Origin of the sequence: Sulfitobacter sp. (assembly GCF_041552635.1) — a bacterium.
In the GTDB taxonomy this organism is placed as follows: Bacteria; Pseudomonadota; Alphaproteobacteria; order Rhodobacterales; family Rhodobacteraceae; genus Sulfitobacter.
In genome coordinates, this window is record NZ_JBFEKM010000034.1 from 1 (window position 1) to 16446 (window position 16446).

Consider the following 16446-nt stretch of genomic DNA (forward strand, 5'->3'; position numbering starts at 1 on the left):
CACAATCAGCACGGTAAAGCACATGAAAACCGTCCGGTGTTTTTCAAGCTGGCCAAAGCCGACCATCGCAGGGGCCAGCAGGATCGGGAGAGCAAAACCAATGGGCAGATACATCGCGGCCAATGTGGCCCCTCCGACCAGAAGGCCAAGCTGCCAGCGCAAATCGCGCTTTTCAGGGTTCAGCATCAACATCAATTCCCACGCCATCACACCGCAGATCGCCGCGATCATCAGATGGAACAGATGCCCACCGACAAATATGCCGCCCAGACCGATGATAACCATCGCAATGCCCGACCCCACGCGCGCAGTCAGGTCCGACCAGCGTTCCGAAGATGATGTCATGATGCCCCTCCCGGCGATGTGGTCATTTTGCGACGGCACCAAAGCGGCGATCTCTCACGCCAAAGGCCGCGCAAAGAAGGCCAAATTCCTCTTTCGAGAAATCGGGCCACAGCGTGTCGATAAATTCATATTCCGCATAGGCCGATTGCCAGAGCAAAAAGTTGGAAATCCGTGCCTCGCCGCTGGTGCGGATCACAAGATCGGGATCTGGCAGCACATGGGTATCCAGATAGCGGGGCAGCGTTTCTTCATCCACGTCCTTGGGATCAAGCTGCCCGGAGGCCACATCTTCGGCCAATCGTTGCGTGGCACGGGCGACTTCATCGCGGCCGCCATAATTCAGCGCAATCGTCAGGTGCACACGGGTGTTATGTTCCGTCGCCTTCTCAAGCTCGTGCATCAGCTTGATCAGCTTTTTATCCAGCTTGACCCGATCCCCGATAAAACGGACGCGCACGCCATATTCGCTAAGGGCACGGGTTTCTTTGGAAATATAGCGGCGAAACAGGCTCATCAGGCCCGCGACTTCGACCTGGGTACGTTTCCAGTTTTCCGTCGAGAATGCAAAAATCGTCAGGTATTCGACCCCGAAATGGGGACATGCCTCAACGATCTCGCGAACGCGCTTGGCCCCGGCGTGGTGGCCGAACAGACGCGGCCGACCCCGTTGCGTGGCCCAACGACCGTTGCCATCCATGATGATCGCCACGTGGCGCGGTGCGCCGGGAACAAGTTCAGACGTGGGATGCGGCGTTGAGGGCATCAGACCTGCATGATCTCTGCTTGTTTGGTCTCAAGCTGATCGTCGATCATGGCGATATATTTGTTCGTCATGTCCTGAACCTCGCCCTCCCAGACCTTTTGGTCATCTTCCGACATGCCATCGGCCTTGGCCTTTTTGATCTGGTCCATGCCGTCGCGGCGGATGTTGCGGATCGACACGCGGGCGTGTTCGCCATATTGGCCCGCGACCTTGGTCAGCTGGGTACGGCGTTCTTCGTTCAGTTCCGGAATGGGCAGCATGATGATCGTGCCATTCAGCTGAGGGTTGATTCCCAAACCGGATTCGCGGATCGCTTTTTCGACCTTGCCGACAAGGCTTTTGTCCCAAACGTTGATCGTCACCATGCGCGGTTCGGGCACATTGACAGTGCCAACCTGATTGATCGGCGTTTTGGTCCCGTAGGCATCCACCATAATCGGGTCCAGCATCGATGCAGACCCACGCCCCGTGCGCAGCGACGCAAATTCAGTGCGCAAAGACGCAATCGCCCCGTCCATGCGGCGTTCAAGATCGTCGGTATCCAGCATAAATTCGTCTGACATGATGTCCCCGGTCGTTTAATGTGTCGAAAGTTTAGTCGATATAGCGCTATCAGCGCCCTTTTGTATAGCGAAAGGCGCCTGCCCGGCCGTCAAGCTTAGCCTTGGACGCGCGTATATGTGCCCTGACCGGCAAGGATACCGCGGAAACCGCCCGGCTCGTCCAGCGAGAATACGATGATCGGCAGGTTGTTGTCGCGCGCCAAAGCAATGGCTGAGGCATCCATCACCCCAAGACGCTTTTGCAGCACATCGTCATAGCTGACGGTGTCATAACGCTTGGCATCATCGTGCTTGGCAGGGTCTTTGTCATAGACGCCATCGACCTTGGTGCCTTTGAAAATCGCCTCGCAGGCCATTTCATTGGCGCGCAGGGTCGCGGCAGTGTCGGTTGTGAAATATGGGTTGCCGGTGCCGGCTGCAAAAATGCACACGCGCTTTTTCTCAAGATGGCGCACGGCGCGGCGGCGGATATAGGGTTCGGCGACTTCGTTCATGGTGATTGCGGAAATCACGCGGGTGTGGATGTTCAGTTCTTCAAGGGCAGATTGCATCGCCAGCGCGTTCATCACCGTGGCCAGCATGCCCATGTAATCTGCCGTCGTCCGCTCCATGCCTTGCGCGCTGCCCTGAAGGCCGCGAAAAATGTTGCCGCCACCGATGACCATGCAAATTTCGACCCCGAGATCGTGCACCGATTTTACCTCGTTTGCGATACGCTGGACTGTTGGCGGGTGCAGGCCAAAGCCCTGATCGCCCATCAATGCCTCGCCCGAAATCTTGAGCATGACCCGTTTGAATGTCACTTTTGGGAGGGTATCAATCATCAGGGCACCTTTCGAGGGTGAAGGAGGGGTTTTCTTTGTGGCGCAAAATGTCGCAAATGGCCGGAATGTTCAATGCTCCGTCAAAGGTCTATGCAAAGAAATGCCAGTCTTTCCGCTTACCACCCCTGCTGCCGTGCTGTCTGCGGTTGATCCTGCGCTGCCCGTGCTGATCGCGGGGCCGACGGCGTCGGGCAAATCCGCCTTGGCGCTGGCGATTGCGCGGACCCAGGGGGGCGTCATCGTGAACGCGGACGCCAGTCAGGTCTATGACTGCTGGCGGGTGATTTCCGCGCGCCCATCAAAGGAAGAGGAGGCAAGCGCGCCCCATCTGCTTTATGGTCATGTTGCGGCAGATGCGCCCTATTCCGTTGGGCATTGGCTGCGCGAGGTCAGCGACATCCTGCACGGGGGGCAAAGACCGATCATCGTGGGCGGCACAGGGCTGTACTTTGGCGCGCTGACCGGGGGGCTTGCCGATATTCCAGCCACGCCCGATGCTATTCGCGCCGAAGGCAACGCACTGTCGTTGGCAGAGCTGACGGCGGCGCTGGACCCTGAAACCTCAGCGCGCATTGATATGAATAACCCCATGCGCGTAAAGCGCGCTTGGGAAGTCCTGACAGCGACAGGCCGCAGTCTGGCCAGTTGGCAAGACGCCACGCCGCCGCCGCTGTTGCCGCTGAACGCCTGCACAGCGATCGCCGTCGAGGCTGACAAGGAGTGGCTGAACGCGCGCATCATCCGCCGCTTTGACCAGATGCTGGACCAAGGTGCGCTGGACGAAGTAGCGCAGGTTGCCCCATCCTATGACCCCAACCTGCCCGCACATCGTGCCATCGGAGTGCCGGAACTTGTCGGCTATCTTGCGGGCCGGACCAGCCTTGATATTGCGCGTGAAAATGCGATCATCGCGACACGGCGATATGCCAAAAGGCAACGGACATGGCTGCGCAGGAATACCGGCGACTGGTTGAAATACGCGCCGTCATAGCACCTGCATAGATTTCACAAATGTGATTTATGTCTCGTGAAAAGATATGTACACTGCTGATATAGTTTTACATTCACGATGAAGGGCGGAAATGACCTTAGGTGCGGTAGAAGTGTTGACGTTGGCGCAACTGTCGCTTGGGCAAGACTGGCGTTTGGCCCTGTGCCATGACCGTCCGGCGCATCTGCTGCTGTGGATCACACGGGGTCAGGGGCTGCTGCAACTTGACGGGCAACGGCGCGGGGTTGGCGCGCATAATGCGATCTTTATCCCTGCAAAATCGCTGTTCGCGCTTGAAATCGGGAGGCAGGGATTCGGTCAGGCGATCGTGATACCTGACGGCACACCGATGCGCCTGCCCCAGATGCCGCGCCATTTGCGGATACGTGATGTGCAAGCGCAAACCGAACTGACCAGCCTGATCGAAGCGGCACAGCGCGAACAGCAAGCACGGCGCCCCTTGTCGCAAGATGCGCTTGAGGGGCATGCGGCGCTGATGTCAGTCTGGTTGCGCCGCCAGATCACGATGGATGAACATATCCCCGAAAAACGCAGCGCCGGTGCCCGGCTGAGTGGGCGTTTTTGCGAGATGGTCGCAGACCGCTATGCCACAGGGGCCCCGATGGCGGCCTATGCGCAGACTTTGGGCGTAACGCCGACGCATTTAACCCGCGCGGTCAAGACCGCCACCGGCAAGACCGCAGCGGATATCCTGACCGAGCGTGTTGTCCATGCAGCACGCGATCTGCTGATGACCACATCGTTTTCCGCACGCAACATCGCACAACATCTTGGCTTTGGATCGGCCGCCTATTTCACCCGCTTTATTCAGCAGCACACCGGGCACCCCCCAAGCAAGTTACGACCGGCCAAGGCATGACCACATGTCGCGAACAGAATGGGTCAATGTCGCTTTCTGACCCACAAAGGTCGAAACCCGGCGTTGACCTTTGACGTTATATGGTGCCTCATATGTTTGATAAGACTGAAAGATCGGTTTTCGGCAGCTGCTTTTACGGCAGATTGGCGACAATCAAGGGAGACACCGCACCCCAATGAAGACTGCGAAACGCAGCGCTTGAGGTGTACTTAATCAAACAAGGGCCATGCGCCTGCAATATCGGCTGGATCAACCCGCCGCTAAGCCACAGGGACGTTCCATGGGAATATTCATCCTCCGCCGCTTGGGCGTGATGCTGCTGACGGCTCTTTGCCTGACGTTCATCGTGTTTTGGTTGACCAATCTTTACCCCAACCTTGAAAAACTGGCCAAGACCCAAGGCAACTTTCGCATGTCGGACGAGGCTGTCGAAAGCTATCTGGGCAACCGTGGCTATCTGGATCCCACGCCGATCAAGTTCGGCCGGTGGTTGGGCGTCGTGCCGGGCTGGGTCACGGAAACCGAGGATGGCAAAGTCTTTGGCCGCTGTTTTGGTGATGGCACGCCCCCAGAAGACCGCCCGAATTTTTGCGGCATAATTCAGGGTGACTGGGGTTTTTCGACCGTGTTCAAAGAAGACGTCGGCCCCACGGTCCTGACCCGGCTGGCCCTAACCGGCAAGCTGATGCTGTGCGTGATTTTGCTCATGGTGCCGTCGGCCTTGCTGGTGGGGGTGCTGGCGGGCATGCGCGAGGGATCGCGGCTGGACCGGTCGCTGTCGACCTTTTCGATCGCGACCACGGCGACGCCTGAATACGTCTCGGGTGTGATCTTTATCGCGGTGCTGGCATCGTCGCGCTTTGGTCTGTCGCCCCTGTTGGCGGATTGGGGCTGGATTGACAGCAAGACCTTGTTTCTGGGGTCGGCGACCAGCGCGATGGCGGATGCAACCTTTTGGAACTTCTTTTTGCCGGTCCTGACCATTTCGCTTTATGGTATGGGCTATATTGCCCGCATGACACGTGCATCGATGACCGAAGTCATGACCGCGCAGTACATCCGCACCGCGCGTCTTAAGGGGGTCAAGTTCAGCGACATCGTGCTGAAACATGCCCTGCGCAACGCGCTGATAGCACCCTTTACGGTGATCATGCTGCAAATCCCATGGCTGCTGAACGGCGTGGTCATTGTTGAAACATTGTTCAATTACAAAGGCTTTGGTTGGCTATTGGTACAAGCGGCATCGAATAACGATATCGAATTACTGCTGGCCGTGTCGGTCGTGTCGGTCATCGTGGTTCTGGTCACGCAGCTGATTTCCGATATCGGCTATGTGTTTTTGAACCCCCGCATCCGCATCACCTAAAGAAAGGGCAAGGACATGGAAGCTTTGACATGGACAGGCTCGATGAGCTGGTTGAACCCGATTTTCGGGCTGGCTGTTGGCATTATGGTGGTAGCCTATGTGGTGCAAATCATATTGTCATTCCTTCCTGCCGCAGATGTGCGAACCCTTGGCACGGGCGGCGTGACTGCGGCCAATCAAGGCGTAACAGGCCTGATTGGCACGGTCGGGGCCTACGGGTTTTTCGTCTCGCTCGGGGTGGTGCTGTTGTATCTGCTGGCAGGCGTTGTGATGGGCCCATCAGCAGGCATTATCGGCGGCATGTCCCGCCAATTTGTGCCGGTCTGGATTGCACTGATCCTGACCTTTGCGCTGTCGATCAAGTACAAGCGTAGGCTGGGCCTGTATGGCAAGCTGTTTGACAGCACCGTGGGCATGATCGGCTTTGCCTTGGTGATGTTCTGGGTATTCACAGGCATACTGGGCGGCGTGTTTGACCTGCTGGTCACCCATGACAGCCTAAGCCAGGTGTCCGGCATGAAGAACAAACTACCCGGCACCGCGCTGGCCCGCGCAGAACCTGAGGATTACCAGTGGTTTTTGTTGGGCGGTGACAATCTGGCCCGCGACGTGTTCAGCCGCTTGATCAAGGGGTCATGGGTTGTGATCCAGATCGCACCGATGGCGACGATCTTTGCCTTTATGGTCGGGATCACCTTGGGGCTGCCAGCCGGATATTACGGTGGTAAGCTGGACGTTTTCCTTAGCTTTCTGGCAAACCTGATCCTCGCCTTTCCGGTGATCTTGATCTTTTATCTGCTGGTCACCCCCGAGATCGTGCTGACAGGCCTGCCCAGTTACATGGCGATAGTTCTGTTTATCTTTCCACTGGTGTTTCTGGCAGTGCTGTTGAATTCGCGGCTTTATACGCAGCCATCGCTGCGCACACCGGTTTTGATTGTGGTGCTGGGGGTGATCGGCTGGCTTTATTTGTCGATGATTTCGAATGACGGGGCTTTGGTAAAGACAACGACCTATACGATCCCCGGCTTGCCGACCTTTCTGGATCTGTTTGATATCGGGCCCGGATTGCTGGTGGTGTTTGTTGCCGTGGTTTTTGTGAATGCGCCGACGGTGTTTCGGATCGTGCGCGGCCTCGCGCTTGACATCAAAACCCGCGATTATGTGGCGGCTGCGCAGACCCGTGGCGAAGGCCCGTGGTACATCATGCTATGGGAGATTTTGCCCAACGCGCGTGGCCCGCTGATTGTCGATTTTTGTTTGCGGATTGGCTATACCACGATCCTTTTGGGGACTTTGGGGTTCTTTGGGCTTGGGTTGGAATCGGAAAGCCCTGATTGGGGCACGACGATCAATGCTGGACGGCGGTTGTTGTCACTGTATCCGCATGCTGCGATTGCGCCTGCGCTGGCTTTGTTAAGCTTGGTTTTGGGGCTTAACCTGTTGGCGGACGGGCTGCGCGAAGAAAGTTTGCGCGACTGATTTGAGGACGGGATTTAGGACCATTTGGAAGCAGGGTATGCGACCATCCGGTCAAGGGAGACGGACCATGGCGAAGCTTGAGTATGACGGCCCCATTCTAGAGATCGACAAGCTGTCGATTTCGTTTTTCACCCGTTTGCGGGAAATTCCCGCCGTGATGGACTTTTCTGTCTCGGTCAAACCTGGTGAGGCGGTAGGATTGGTGGGCGAAAGCGGCTGTGGGAAATCCACCGTGGCCCTTGGGGTAATGCAGGATCTTGGGGTGAACGGGCGCGTCGTCGGCGGGTCGATCAAGTTCAAGGGACGCGATCTGAGCGAGATGAGTGACGAGGAGTTGCGCGACATCCGCGGCAGCCAGATCGCGATGATCTATCAAGAGCCGATGGCGTCGCTGAACCCTGCGATGCGGATCGGCCGGCAGTTGATGGAAGTGCCGATGATCCATGCCGGTATCTCTGAGAAAGAGGCCTATGCCCGCGCGTTGCAATTGGTCACGGATGTAAAGCTGCCCGACCCCGAGCGTATTCTGAAGGCCTATCCGCATCAGCTTTCTGGCGGGCAACAGCAGCGGATCGTCATTGCGATGGCCTTGATGTCTGAACCTGCCTTGTTGATCTTGGACGAGCCGACCACCGCCCTCGATGTGACGGTCGAAGCGTCGATTGTCGAACTGGTCAAGGAACTGGGGCGGAAATACGGTACGTCGATGCTGTTTATTAGCCACAACCTTGGATTGGTGCTTGAGACCTGCGACCGCATTTGCGTCATGTATTCCGGCGAAGCGGTCGAGCGCGGGTCGATCGAGGACGTGTTTGACGAGATGCAGCACCCTTATACGCAGGCGTTGTTCCGGTCTATCCCGCTGCCCGGTGCCGACAAGAATGCCCGCCCCCTGATTGCTATTCCCGGTAACTTTCCCCTGCCCCACGAGCGGCCCAATGGCTGTAACTTTGGCCCTCGCTGCGATTACTTTGAGGCAGGGCGATGCGATCAAGGCGTGATCATGATGGAGGATGTGCCCGGCAACGAGCGCCACGCCACCCGTTGTCTTAAGTTCAAGGAGATCGACTGGAAAGCACCGCTCGAACTGGCCGATGTCAAACAAAAGGGCGAGATTGGCGAAGTTGTCCTGAAGATGGACAAACTGAAGAAATACTACGAGGTCGCCGCCAATTCGATGTTTGGCGGGGCGGCCACCAAGGTGGTGAAGGCCAATGAGGAGCTGAGCTTTGAGGCGCGCGAATCCGAGACCTTGGCGATTGTCGGGGAATCCGGTTGTGGCAAATCGACTTTTGCAAAGGTGTTGATGGGGCTCGAGACTGCGACCTCGGGTCAGGTGCTGCTGGATGGTCAGGACATTGGCAATACCCCGATTGAAAAGCGGACAACGCAGAATGTTGCGGACATCCAAATGGTATTTCAGAACCCGTTTGATACGCTCAATCCGTCGATGACTGTCGGGCGTCAGATTATCCGCGCGCTTGAAATATTCAAAATCGGCAAGAACAACAAAGACCGCACCAAGCGCATGCTGGAGCTGTTGGATCTGGTCAAACTGCCCCGAGAATTTGCCAACCGCATGCCGCGGCAACTGTCGGGCGGGCAAAAGCAACGGGTGGGCATTGCGCGAGCCTTTGCGGGGGATGCGCGGATCGTCGTGGCCGACGAACCAGTTTCTGCGTTGGACGTATCGGTGCAGGCCGCCGTGACTGATCTGTTGATGGAAATTCAGCGCGAACATAAAACCACTTTGCTATTCATCAGCCACGACCTGAGCATCGTACGCTATCTAAGCGACCGTGTGATGGTCATGTATCTGGGCCATGTTGTCGAATTGGGCACCACAGATCAGGTGTTTTCGCCCCCCTATCACCCCTATACCGAAGCGTTGCTATCTGCCGTCCCCATTGCCGATACGCGGGTCAAGAAAAAGCACATCGTGCTTGAAGGCGATGTGCCCTCGGCTATGAACCCGCCGCCCGGTTGCCCGTTCCAGACGCGCTGCCGTTGGAAATCGCAGGTCGCGGGCGATAAATGCGAAACCGAGGTGCCAAAATTGCGGTCGGTCGCAGACGGGCATCAGGTGAAATGCCACCTGACCGACGCGCAGCTGGCCGAGATGGAGCCGGTGATCGAACTTAATGTCGCGGCAGAGTAATCTGGCCGCGTCATTACCGTTTCGGGTCTGATGCCTAGGGTCTGAACAGGGTCGAGATCGGGGGGCTTACAGGCCTGCGATCACTTTGACGTAGTTTTTGGTTTCTTTGTACGGGGGGACGCCGCCGTATTTCTTGACCGCGCCTGGCCCCGCATTATAGGCAGCCAAGGCAAGGTTCCATGTCCCGAAGTCGCGGTATTGTTTCTTGAGGTAGTGCGCGCCGCCATCAAGGTTCTGATACGGGTCCTTTGGATCGACGCGCAGAACCCGTGCAGTGTCAGGCATCAACTGCGCCAATCCCATAGCGCCTTTATGAGACTTGGCACCGGGGTTCCAGCCGCTTTCCTGCTGCACCAACCGCAAGAATAAATCTTCGGGGATACCATGGCGGCGGGCGGCTTCGCGGGCCATGCTGTGATATTCGCCGCGATACTTGCCATTGTATTTTGGCACATCCCATTTGGTCGGCGTCGTGACCCGCTGCGGTTGCAACCGGACCGAAGACGCATACTGCTTGGACGCGCGGGTATCGAGCAGCTTTTTCTGCGAGGCAAACAGCTTGGACCTGCTTTTCGATGAAAACACGTCAGCCGACGCAGGCCCGCCGAATGCAAACACACAGCATAGCGAAGTGATCAGCAGTTTTTTCATGCAGCCTCCAGCCCAATTTCCAGCTTCGCCGGACAATAGCGAAATCAACGCATACCGCCACCTCTTAATCAACCTCACAATTCGGGTTATCCTGCCGAATGATCCGCTTAAGCCTGTTTCTTGCGGCCTGCCCTCGGTATAACGTCGGCCAATCGATGGCCTGCGCGGGATTCGCGGGGGCCTGACAACCTTTAGGCAGACAGGGGGCATTATGGCCGGCTCAGTTAACAAAGTGATCCTTATCGGCAATCTGGGGGCGGATCCCGAAGTGCGTTCTTTCCAGAATGGCGGAAAAGTGTGCAACCTGCGCATCGCGACATCCGAGACATGGAAAGACCGCAATACCGGGGAGCGGCGCGAGAAAACCGAATGGCACACGGTCGCGATTTTTCAAGAAGGTCTGGTGCGCATCGCGGAACAGTACCTGAAAAAAGGATCCAAAGTGTACATCGAAGGCCAGTTGCAGACCCGCAAATGGCAGGACCAGTCTGGTGCTGATCGCTACAGCACCGAAGTGGTGCTGCAAGGATTCGGTGGCACATTGACCATGCTGGATGGCCGTGACGGCGGCGGCGGTGGCCGTGATGGCGGCGGCTCCGGCGGCGGTGGCTATGACAGCGGCCGGTCTGATCAGGGCGGCTATGGTGGTGGCTACGATTCTGGCCCATCATCCGGTGGCGGCAATTCGGGTGGTGGCGGTGGATCATCGCGCGACTTGGACGACGAAATCCCGTTCTAATGCCGATCATTGCGCCGCGTCTTTTGACCCTGTCAGATGCGGCGCAAGCCTTGGTACTTTATAACGAGCTAACGGTGGGCCCTAAAGCGACCGCCCCTTCCGACTTTGCTGCGGTCATCACCCACAGCGGTACGCAGGTTTTTGGCGTTTTTAACGACGAAACACTTGCCGCCATGGTTACATTACATCTTTTACCAAATGTTCTCTGGAATGCGCGCCCTTACGGACTGATCGAGAATGTCGTAACCCGCAAATCGCTGCAACGTCAGGGGTATGGTCGGTGCGTCTTGCAAGCCGCCATTGATGCAGCGTGGAACGCGAATGCGTACAAGCTCATGCTCATGACCGGTCAGGGCCGCGGCGCAACCGGCTTTTACGAAGCGATTGGGTTTTCGTCAAAAGACAAATTCGCGATGGTTTTGCGTAACGCTGACCTGGTCTAGCTATCGGGCCTGGCGGTCTGCCAGTGCTTCGGTAAGCATCTTGCGCACAACGTCGCGCTGCACGTCATCAGTTACAAAAGCATCGCCGATGCTGCGGGCCAGAATAAAATTCAGCTTCCCGTCCACGACCTTTTTATCCTGCCCCATCAGATCCAGCAGCGCGTCTGCATCGGGCAAATCGCCTGCGATGTCTTTCAGGTCAGTCTTCATGCCCATGGTTTTCAGATGGGCCCGCACACGGCTTGGGTCTTCTTGGGCGCAAAGGCCCATACGCGCAGACAATTCGAACGCCAGCGCGCAGCCGATCGCGACCCCTTCGCCATGCAACAGACGGTTGGAATAGCCGGTCGCCGCCTCAAGCGCGTGGCAGAATGTGTGGCCAAGATTCAGCAACGCGCGTTCGCCCTGCTCTGTCTCGTCTCGCGTCACGATATCGGCTTTCATCTGAACCGAACGGCGGACTGCCTCGACGCGCGCGGCCATGTCACCGGCAGCCAAGGCAGGACCTTGCACTTCGAGCCAGTCAAAGAAATCCGCGTCGCCCAGCATGCCGTATTTCACGACCTCGCCATAGCCTGCCAGAAAATCGCGCGCCTCAAGCGTGCCCAGAACAGCAGTATCGGCCAACACAAGCGACGGCTGATGAAAGGCACCAATCAGGTTCTTGCCTTGGGCCACATTAATACCGGTTTTACCCCCGACCGAACTGTCGACCTGCGCCAACAAGGACGTGGGGATTTGCACAAACCGCACACCACGGCGCAGGATCGCAGCTGCAAAGCCGACCAAATCGCCAATTACACCACCGCCAAAGGCCACGACCACATCGTTGCGTTCGACCTTCTGGTCCAGCAGCCAATCGACACAGCGGGTCAGTTGCGCCCAGCATTTGGTGCCTTCCCCGGGGGGCAGGCTGAGCGCCTCAAGGGTGATGCCATCGGCAGCAAGACCTGCGCGCAACGCGTCCAGATGCAGTGCTGCAACGGTGTCGTCGCTGATCACAACCACGCGGGGGCGGCGCAGCAAGGGGGCTATGTGCGCGCCCGCTTCGGCCAGCAGACCGGGTCCGATCAGAATATCATATTCACGCCCCGGCAGGGCGACATGGACTTTTTCACGCATCATTATTCTCTAATACATCTGGGCGGGACAACAGCGTCTGGATCACCCGGTTTGCCATCGCGTCAATAGACAAGGACGGCTGGCAAGATACTGAAATATCAGCCAATTTATAGATTGGCACACGATCCTTGAAGATTCCCGCAAGGGTTGCGCGCGGATTTGATGTGCGCAGCAGCGGCCGGCTGGCTTTATGCCGGACGCGGTTCCACAGCAGATCCAAATCCGCATCCAACCAGACCGAAACCCCTTTTTCCGAGATATTTTCTCGGTTGACCTGGGCCAGAAAGGCACCGCCACCGGTAGACAGGATTCCGGGTTCTTCGTCCAGCAGACGCGCGATGACTTCGGATTCACGCTTGCGAAAAAACGGCTCTCCGTCGCGCTCAAAGATTTCGGGCACGGTCAGGTTCGCGGCTGTCTCGATCTCGTGATCGCTGTCAAGGAAGGGCACCCCAAGTTTGGCCGCCAAGGCACGGCCTACAGCGGTCTTGCCAGCCCCCATCATACCGACCAGTACAACCGTTTTCTTAAGACGGTATTTGGTCGGGTTGGGGGCCTGATCGGCTGTGGTTTGCTCAAATCCGCTCATTTTTATCTGAATGACGTGATCTTAGGGAAAAGGCCATATATAGATGAAGAAAATATGCGACTGAAAGCAGGCAGAACTTATGGGCAAACTGATCAAGTTTTTGATTTACCTTATAATCATCGGGTTTATCGGACTTGCAATTTATGCATATGTCGGCCCGTTTTTTGGCGCGCAATTTGCCCCTCCGCAGATCGAAATGCGCGAACCTGTCACGTTGGAAGGCCAATAATGCAGGTTCTGCGGCATTTTGGGGTGCTGTGCCTGATGGCGCTGCCCAACGTCACGCCTGCACAAAATACCCAAGAAGCACCGCTGTCGGTGATCGATTGGCTTGGCGAAAAGCCCAAAGTGATTCCCAAAACCGCCGTTGTTGCAAAACCGGGCGAAGCGCCGGTGGCGACATCGGCCCTGCCCCCCGTTGTGACGGTAACGCCCTTGGGCGAGGGCAGCCCGCGCGCCATCGGATTGGTGCCGCCATCGGTGACAGGCTTGCCGCTGGACATCTGGCAAGGCAGCGAAACGGTCGCGATTGCCCGATTGCTTGACCAATTGCCCGACTTGCACCTGCCTGCTGCGCGGTCGCTCCTTTATACACTGCTATTGGCCGAGGCGACCGCCCCCCAGACCGCTGCCAAACAAGGCGACCTTTTGGCGCTGGCACGCGTCAAAGCCCTGATGGAGGCCGGTGCACTTGACCCTGCTCTGTCGCTGATCGAACAGGCAGGCGTTGCAACATCACCGGATCATTTTGCGCTGTGGATGCAAATCAGCCTGCTGCTGGGGGTCGAGGACCGGGCGTGCCAGCTTTTGACCGGTAAACCGTATCTGTCGTCCGATTACGGCGTGCGCATTCTTTGTGCGGCACGTGCAGGAAAATGGGACAATGCCGCGCTTACCTTGGGATCGGCGCAGGCCTTGCAATTGCTCGCCGAGGCGGATCTTGCGCTGTTGGATCGCTTTTTGAACCCCGACTTGTTTGAAGGCATGCCACCCTTGCCTGTCCCGCGCAAAATGGACCCGTTGACCTTTCGGATGTTCGAGGCGATCGGAGAGCCACTGCCGACCCGCACCCTGCCCCCTGCCTATGCCGTGGCGGACCTGCGCGATATCGCAGGATGGAAAGCCCAGCTTGATGCCGCCGAACGCCTGACCCGCATCGGTGCGCTGCCCGACAACCGTTTCTTGGGCATTTACACAGACCGCGAAGCTGCTGCGTCAGGCGGCATCTGGGACCGGGTCGAAGCCTTGCAACGGTTCGACACCGCCCTGGGCACACGGAACGTCGATGCGATTTCCAAGACTTTGGGTCCCGCATGGCGCGCCATGCAAGAAGCTGAACTTGAGGTCAATTTTGCCACGCTCTATGCCGAGCCTTTGCAACAAATCGCCCTTGAAGGCGGCAGTGCCGCGTTTCGCGACCGTATCATCTTGTTGTCGCCGCTTTATGAATCCGTTGGTCTGGGCGATGCTGCTAGCCCTGAAATGACTTTCCTGGTGACAATTGCGCGTGGTGAAACGCCCGGCTCGGTGCCCGACATGCCCCAGGCCGCCGGAATCGCCAGCGCCTTTACCCAGCCGACACCTCGCGTGGCGCTGATCAACGCGGCACAAAACGGCCAGCTTGGTGCGTCGATCCTGAACTCCATTGCCCTGCTCGAAGAAGGCGCACGCGGTGACACAGCGGCGCTGCGCGATGGGCTGTCCACCTTGCGCGCCTTGGGGCTTGAAGATATCGCACGGCGCGCCAGCCTTCAGGTGCTCTTGCTGGAGCGCGGGTGATGCAAAGCGATACCTATCATTGGATTTCCACCTTTCTGGAAGCGCAAGCGGCAGAACTTGGGGCGGCGACCAATACCCAATTGGCCTATGGCCGCGACCTAAAGGATTTCGACAGCTTTCTGGCGGGCCGCAACTCTGATTTCGCCCGCGCCGGCCGCGACGATGTCGAACGCTATCTGGTGTGGTGTGACGCCCAAGGTCTGGCCAAATCAACTCGGGCGCGGCGCCTTTCTGCGATCAAGCAACTCTATCGTTTCGCCTTTGAGGAAAGCTGGCGCAGCGACAACCCCGCGATCCAGATATCAGGGCCGGGACAGGATAAACGCCTGCCAAAAATCCTGACCGAACAAGAGGTTGACCGCCTTCTGGAGGCAGCCCGCAGTTCAGGCCGCAACCTGCATGAACGGCTGCGCAATACCTGCCTGATGGAGCTGCTATACGCCACCGGCATGCGGGTGAGCGAATTGGTCAGCCTGCCGGTCAGCGCCACCCGCGGCGACCCACGCCTGTTGCTGATCATGGGCAAGGGCAACAAGGAACGGCTTGTCCCGCTGTCGCCCCCTGCCCGCGTCGCTCTCACCGATTGGTTGGTCGCCCGCGACCAGATCGACGCGGCTGCGCAGGTGAAAAAACAACCGGCCTCGCGGTTTTTGTTCCCCTCGCGGGGGGCTGCCGGCTATCTGACCCGCCATCGTTTTTATCTGATGATCAAGGAATTTGCCGTCGCCGGCGGCGTTGATCCGTCCAAAGTCACGCCCCATACCCTGCGCCACGCCTTTGCGACCCATCTGCTGGCAAACGGTGCCGACCTGCGCGCGATCCAGACCATGCTCGGCCATGCCGATGTTGCCACGACTGAAATCTACACCCATGTCCTTGAGGCGCGCCTGTCAGAGCTGGTGTTGGAAAATCATCCGCTAGCCAACGCAGCGGCGCGCAAGACGGGCGGCAGCACGTCCTCTGACGGCCAGTAACCGGTTTCCAAGGCGCGATGATAGCCTTGTGTCAGACCTGCACGGGTCATTGCGGCAACCGCACCTGCCACGTCATAATCAAGCTTGTGAAACGTCACTCCGTCCGCATCTAAAATCGCGAAACGCGTTTGGGGTCCCCCGTCATGGGGCGGCATTCCGATCACCCCCGCATTGATCCAATCGCCCTTGTGTGTGGACGTGACAAAGGGAATCCCCGAATGCCCCGCGATGATCCCATCGACCGGGCCAATCGCCGCTTCGACCGCAGTCCATTCCGCGAGCAAGACATCCTGGTCGGACGACGGCCAGATAAACCGCGCGATATCCGTCATGCCGCCATGGATCACAGCATATCGCTTGCCTTCATGTTCAAAGCTCAGCACATCTGCCGTCTGCCCCATCCAGTCCCGCTGGTCTTGGTCTACTTGCCCCGACGCATAGGCAAACCACCCCGCCGACAGCAGATCACAGGTCGTACCGGCCTCGAACCCGCAGCCGCAGTCTTGAGACTTTGCCGCAAGCTGCTTCTCGCAATTGCCAGCCACCACGGCGATGCCTGCGTCTTGCAACAGGCGCATCGTCATGTCCGGATCGCCGCAATAAGCCACGACATCGCCGGTGCAAATCATCGATGCTACTGGAATGGCCCGCGCTTGCGCCGCTTGCATCAGCGCCTGTGTCGCTTGAAAATTGGAATAAGGCCCGCCAAACAGCACCACTGGCCCCTCAAGTCGCCCCATACTTCGGTGCTTTGTCATGCTCTTTCCCTTGAATGAA

At 57.9% G+C, this 16446-nt stretch carries 17 protein-coding genes and 1 pseudogene; 10 read left to right on the forward strand and 8 right to left on the reverse strand.

The window, feature by feature from the left end; translation table 11 throughout:
* From ABYT07_RS05865 to pyrH, 4 genes and pseudogenes are all read right to left on the reverse strand, one after another.
* Nucleotides 1-345: pseudogene (locus tag ABYT07_RS05865) on the reverse strand (phosphatidate cytidylyltransferase); the annotation flags it as partial.
* Nucleotides 346-367: 22 nt separating this feature from the next.
* Complete coding sequence (gene uppS, locus ABYT07_RS05870) at nt 368-1108, reverse strand: polyprenyl diphosphate synthase (protein WP_372990094.1); 741 nt, start codon at nt 1106-1108, stop codon at nt 368-370.
* Nucleotides 1108-1671: a ribosome recycling factor gene (frr, locus tag ABYT07_RS05875; RefSeq protein ID WP_372990095.1), complete on the reverse strand. Its 564-nt coding sequence runs from the start codon at nt 1669-1671 to the stop codon at nt 1108-1110. The genes uppS and frr overlap by 1 nt, the downstream gene beginning before the upstream one ends.
* 95 nt (nt 1672-1766) lie before the next feature.
* Nucleotides 1767-2495 carry a UMP kinase gene (pyrH, locus tag ABYT07_RS05880; protein WP_372990096.1) on the reverse strand — a complete coding sequence of 243 codons (729 nt, stop codon included), beginning with the start codon at nt 2493-2495 and terminating at the stop codon, nt 1767-1769.
* A 100-nt stretch (nt 2496-2595) separates the two neighbouring features.
* Between pyrH and miaA the strand changes: the two genes are divergently transcribed.
* The 5 genes from miaA to ABYT07_RS05905 all read left to right on the forward strand — a co-directional run bounded on the left by miaA (nt 2596) and on the right by ABYT07_RS05905 (nt 9372).
* Nucleotides 2596-3486 (forward strand): tRNA (adenosine(37)-N6)-dimethylallyltransferase MiaA, encoded by an 891-nt coding sequence (miaA, locus tag ABYT07_RS05885; RefSeq protein ID WP_372990097.1) that lies wholly within the window; start codon nt 2596-2598, stop codon nt 3484-3486.
* A gap of 91 nt (nt 3487-3577) precedes the next feature.
* A complete protein-coding gene (locus ABYT07_RS05890; RefSeq protein ID WP_372990098.1) occupies nt 3578-4366 on the forward strand; it encodes an AraC family transcriptional regulator in 789 nt (262 codons plus the stop codon).
* Between the two features lie 280 nt (nt 4367-4646).
* Complete coding sequence (locus ABYT07_RS05895) at nt 4647-5732, forward strand: ABC transporter permease (protein WP_372990099.1); 1086 nt, start codon at nt 4647-4649, stop codon at nt 5730-5732.
* Between the two features lie 15 nt (nt 5733-5747).
* Entirely contained in the window at nt 5748-7214 is a 1467-nt protein-coding gene (locus tag ABYT07_RS05900; RefSeq protein ID WP_372990100.1) for an ABC transporter permease, read from the forward strand.
* A 67-nt stretch (nt 7215-7281) separates the two neighbouring features.
* Nucleotides 7282-9372 (forward strand): dipeptide ABC transporter ATP-binding protein, encoded by a 2091-nt coding sequence (locus tag ABYT07_RS05905; RefSeq protein WP_372990101.1) that lies wholly within the window; start codon nt 7282-7284, stop codon nt 9370-9372.
* 66 nt (nt 9373-9438) lie between these two features.
* On the opposite strand, the gene ABYT07_RS05910 is transcribed toward ABYT07_RS05905, so the two are convergent.
* Entirely contained in the window at nt 9439-10023 is a 585-nt protein-coding gene (locus ABYT07_RS05910) for a lytic transglycosylase domain-containing protein (RefSeq protein WP_372990102.1), read from the reverse strand.
* 211 nt (nt 10024-10234) lie between these two features.
* On the opposite strand from ABYT07_RS05910, the gene ABYT07_RS05915 reads away from it, so the two are divergent.
* Nucleotides 10235-10762 (forward strand): single-stranded DNA-binding protein, encoded by a 528-nt coding sequence (locus ABYT07_RS05915; protein ID WP_372990103.1) that lies wholly within the window; start codon nt 10235-10237, stop codon nt 10760-10762.
* The gene (locus tag ABYT07_RS05920) at nt 10762-11205 is read left to right on the forward strand and encodes a GNAT family N-acetyltransferase (protein ID WP_372990104.1); all 444 of its coding nucleotides are present in this window, start codon (nt 10762-10764) and stop codon (nt 11203-11205) included. The genes ABYT07_RS05915 and ABYT07_RS05920 overlap by 1 nt, the downstream gene beginning before the upstream one ends.
* On the opposite strand, the gene aroB is transcribed toward ABYT07_RS05920, so the two are convergent.
* Nucleotides 11206-12327: a 3-dehydroquinate synthase gene (gene aroB / locus ABYT07_RS05925; RefSeq protein ID WP_372990105.1), complete on the reverse strand. Its 1122-nt coding sequence runs from the start codon at nt 12325-12327 to the stop codon at nt 11206-11208.
* On the reverse strand, nt 12320-12916 hold the full coding sequence (locus ABYT07_RS05930; RefSeq protein ID WP_372990106.1) for a shikimate kinase: 597 nt from the start codon (nt 12914-12916) through the stop codon (nt 12320-12322). The genes aroB and ABYT07_RS05930 overlap by 8 nt, the downstream gene beginning before the upstream one ends.
* A gap of 79 nt (nt 12917-12995) precedes the next feature.
* Between ABYT07_RS05930 and ABYT07_RS05935 the strand changes: the two genes are divergently transcribed.
* Genes ABYT07_RS05935 through ABYT07_RS05945 form a run of 3 tightly spaced genes read left to right on the forward strand, consistent with a single transcriptional unit; the run spans nt 12996 to nt 15669 of the window.
* Entirely contained in the window at nt 12996-13145 is a 150-nt protein-coding gene (locus ABYT07_RS05935; RefSeq protein ID WP_372990107.1) for a hypothetical protein, read from the forward strand.
* Nucleotides 13145-14695 carry a hypothetical protein gene (locus ABYT07_RS05940; protein WP_372990108.1) on the forward strand — a complete coding sequence of 517 codons (1551 nt, stop codon included), beginning with the start codon at nt 13145-13147 and terminating at the stop codon, nt 14693-14695. The genes ABYT07_RS05935 and ABYT07_RS05940 overlap by 1 nt, the downstream gene beginning before the upstream one ends.
* Complete coding sequence (locus tag ABYT07_RS05945) at nt 14695-15669, forward strand: site-specific tyrosine recombinase XerD (protein WP_372990110.1); 975 nt, start codon at nt 14695-14697, stop codon at nt 15667-15669. Before ABYT07_RS05940 ends, ABYT07_RS05945 begins: the two co-directional genes overlap by 1 nt.
* Here ABYT07_RS05945 and ABYT07_RS05950 read toward each other — a convergent pair.
* Nucleotides 15606-16427, reverse strand: coding sequence for a metallophosphoesterase (locus tag ABYT07_RS05950; protein ID WP_372990111.1), 822 nt, complete (start codon nt 16425-16427; stop codon nt 15606-15608). The genes ABYT07_RS05945 and ABYT07_RS05950 overlap by 64 nt on opposite strands.
* Between the last annotated feature and the right edge of the window lie 19 nt (nt 16428-16446).

Excerpts from the sequence above, each read along its gene's own strand:
- ABYT07_RS05945 (WP_372990110.1), top strand. The coding sequence starts at position 14,695 with ATGCAAAGCGATACCTATCATTGGATTTCCACCTTTCTGGAAGCGCAA.
- ABYT07_RS05910 (WP_372990102.1), bottom strand. The coding sequence starts at position 10,023 with ATGAAAAAACTGCTGATCACTTCGCTATGCTGTGTGTTTGCATTCGGC.
- miaA (WP_372990097.1), top strand. The coding sequence starts at position 2,596 with ATGCCAGTCTTTCCGCTTACCACCCCTGCTGCCGTGCTGTCTGCGGTT.
- ABYT07_RS05935 (WP_372990107.1), top strand. The coding sequence starts at position 12,996 with ATGGGCAAACTGATCAAGTTTTTGATTTACCTTATAATCATCGGGTTT.
- frr (WP_372990095.1), bottom strand. The coding sequence starts at position 1,671 with ATGTCAGACGAATTTATGCTGGATACCGACGATCTTGAACGCCGCATG.
- pyrH (WP_372990096.1), bottom strand. The coding sequence starts at position 2,495 with ATGATTGATACCCTCCCAAAAGTGACATTCAAACGGGTCATGCTCAAG.
- ABYT07_RS05895 (WP_372990099.1), top strand. The coding sequence starts at position 4,647 with ATGGGAATATTCATCCTCCGCCGCTTGGGCGTGATGCTGCTGACGGCT.
- ABYT07_RS05940 (WP_372990108.1), top strand. The coding sequence starts at position 13,145 with ATGCAGGTTCTGCGGCATTTTGGGGTGCTGTGCCTGATGGCGCTGCCC.
- ABYT07_RS05920 (WP_372990104.1), top strand. The coding sequence starts at position 10,762 with ATGCCGATCATTGCGCCGCGTCTTTTGACCCTGTCAGATGCGGCGCAA.
- ABYT07_RS05915 (WP_372990103.1), top strand. The coding sequence starts at position 10,235 with ATGGCCGGCTCAGTTAACAAAGTGATCCTTATCGGCAATCTGGGGGCG.
- aroB (WP_372990105.1), bottom strand. The coding sequence starts at position 12,327 with ATGCGTGAAAAAGTCCATGTCGCCCTGCCGGGGCGTGAATATGATATT.
- ABYT07_RS05905 (WP_372990101.1), top strand. The coding sequence starts at position 7,282 with ATGGCGAAGCTTGAGTATGACGGCCCCATTCTAGAGATCGACAAGCTG.
- ABYT07_RS05890 (WP_372990098.1), top strand. The coding sequence starts at position 3,578 with ATGACCTTAGGTGCGGTAGAAGTGTTGACGTTGGCGCAACTGTCGCTT.
- ABYT07_RS05930 (WP_372990106.1), bottom strand. The coding sequence starts at position 12,916 with ATGAGCGGATTTGAGCAAACCACAGCCGATCAGGCCCCCAACCCGACC.
- ABYT07_RS05900 (WP_372990100.1), top strand. The coding sequence starts at position 5,748 with ATGGAAGCTTTGACATGGACAGGCTCGATGAGCTGGTTGAACCCGATT.
- ABYT07_RS05950 (WP_372990111.1), bottom strand. The coding sequence starts at position 16,427 with ATGACAAAGCACCGAAGTATGGGGCGACTTGAGGGGCCAGTGGTGCTG.
- uppS (WP_372990094.1), bottom strand. The coding sequence starts at position 1,108 with ATGCCCTCAACGCCGCATCCCACGTCTGAACTTGTTCCCGGCGCACCG.